Origin of the sequence: Paenibacillus etheri, assembly GCF_001012825.1 — a bacterium.
In the GTDB taxonomy this organism is placed as follows: Bacteria; Bacillota; Bacilli; order Paenibacillales; family Paenibacillaceae; genus Paenibacillus_AQ; species Paenibacillus_AQ etheri.
This window is the reverse complement of the sequence record NZ_LCZJ02000093.1, coordinates 1-431: the sequence shown is the minus strand read 5'-3', so window position 1 is coordinate 431 and position 431 is coordinate 1. Positions and strand designations below refer to the sequence as shown.

The window sequence follows — 431 nt, the reverse complement described above, 5'->3', positions numbered from 1 at the left end:
AAGCTCAAGGATATTCAACGAAAATGAGATCAAACAACTAGAGAACAATCCAAATGTAGAGAACGTGACGGAAAAGAGTATTACCTATTCACCAACGTTTAAGTTGGCTGCGGTTAAGGCCTATAAGGAAGGCCAAGCCCCAATGGAGATCTTCCTTAGCGCGGGATTTAACGTAGATATTATCGGTCGCAAGAAGCCTAAGCATTGCCTAACCCGTTGGCGTAATACGTACAATGCTATGGGAGAGGTTGGACTATTAGAGGAACAACGAGGAAAAGGATCCCCGGGCAGACGACCGGCAGGGGAACTTTCTACCGAGGAAAAGTTAAAACGTGCAGAAGTACGAATCAAACTTCTGGAGATGGAGAACGACTTCTTAAAAAAGCTGGAGGCGCTCGAAAAGCAGAAGATGCAGAGGAAACATTGACCCC

General features: G+C 45.7%; 1 protein-coding gene. It reads left to right on the top strand.

What is annotated here, in order from left to right:
* Nucleotides 1-427, top strand: a 427-nt coding sequence (locus tag UQ64_RS31460; protein ID WP_342447619.1) for an HTH domain-containing protein, incomplete at its 5' end; no start/stop codon positions are given.
* Nucleotides 428-431: the final 4 nt, after the last annotated feature.